At 37.9% G+C, this 1371-nt stretch carries 1 protein-coding gene; it reads left to right on the top strand.

Going from position 1 to position 1371, the window contains the following annotated elements:
* Nucleotides 1–1366, top strand: a 1366-nt coding sequence (locus tag H6S82_RS32575) for a glycosyltransferase family 1 protein (protein WP_191057459.1), incomplete at its 5' end; no start/stop codon positions are given.
* Nucleotides 1367–1371 lie beyond the last annotated feature (5 nt).

Here is a 1371-nt window from a genome sequence, read left to right as displayed (position 1 = left end):
AGGTGGAACTGCGCCAAAGGTTACTGGGATTAAGTATCGACTTATTCAACCTTACAGTTATAGTAGGACATCGCTAGATCGAGAATTGTTGCAACAAATATGCGATGAAGAAAATGGGGATCTATTTATTTCTACTTATTATACGACACCTATATCTACACCTTCTGTATTTATGGGATACGATATGATTCCAGAAGTTTTACAAGGAAATCTTAACGAACCGATGTGGCGGGAAAAGCATTTTGCTATTCGCCACGCTTCTACTTATATCACAATATCAGAAAATACAGCGCGAGATTTAGTGAAGTTTTTTCCGGATCTTTCTCCCGATCGCGTTACCGTAGCTCATTGCGGTGTTAGTAGCATTTTATCGCCAGCCACGCAAGCAGAAATTGATAACTTTAAGAAAAAGTACGGAATTGCCAAACCCTACTTTATTTTAGTTGGTTCCCGCAGCGGATATAAAAATGGTACTTTATTTTTCCAGGCATTTGGCAAACTACATAGCAAGCAAGCTTTTGATATTGTTTGCACTGGTTTCGATTTAGAGTTTGAAGATGAGTTTAGAGCTTATACTTCAGGTAGCACAGTATACATGCTGACCCTGAATGATGAAGAATTGAAAGCAGCTTATTCAGGTGCTATAGCTTTAGTTTTCCCCTCAGTATATGAAGGGTTTGGATTACCTGTTTTGGAAGCGTTGGCTTGCGGATGTCCTGTGATTACTTCCCCCAATGCCTCACTCCCAGAAGTAGCAGGAGAAGCCGCAATATATGTAGAATATACAGATGTTGATGGAATGGTAAACGCTCTTTGCGATGTTCAAAAGCCTGCTATTCGTAACATATTAATTACGGCTGGTTTTGCACAAGCGAAAAAGTTTTCGTGGACAAATATGGCGAGTAAAGTCCGTCCTGCTTTAATCCAGGCTACTCTCCTACCGTTAAAGTTAAGAGTATTTAATTTAATAATTTTCCCAGATTGGTTGCAGCCTGAAGAATCTTTATATTCTGAAATGGCAGCAGTAATGAGAATTTTGGGAACTCATCCCGATCGCGATCGGATAAATTTACTTATCGATATTAGCAGTATTTCTGAAAATTCGGAAATAGACGTTAATTTATTTTTATCTAGTCTGGTGATGAATTTGCTAATGGAAGAAGATGTAGATGTGACTGATGGACTAGAAATTTCACCTGTTGGCAAACTAGATTCATTGCAATGGGAAGTTTTGTTACCCCAAATTCACTCTCGGATTAGATTTGAAAATGAAAATAAAAAGCAGACCCCACAGATAAAAATAGAGTCTATACAGGTAATCGATCTGGATAAAATTGCGAATATGCGATTTTTTTCAGAAACTTGAAAAAT

It is taken from the genome of Planktothrix sp. FACHB-1355, from assembly GCF_014748295.1.
Taxonomy (GTDB): Bacteria; Cyanobacteriota; Cyanobacteriia; order Cyanobacteriales; family Aerosakkonemataceae; genus Aerosakkonema; species Aerosakkonema funiforme_A.
Note: the sequence above shows the minus strand (reverse complement) of the source record. Positions and strands in the feature narration are given on the sequence as shown.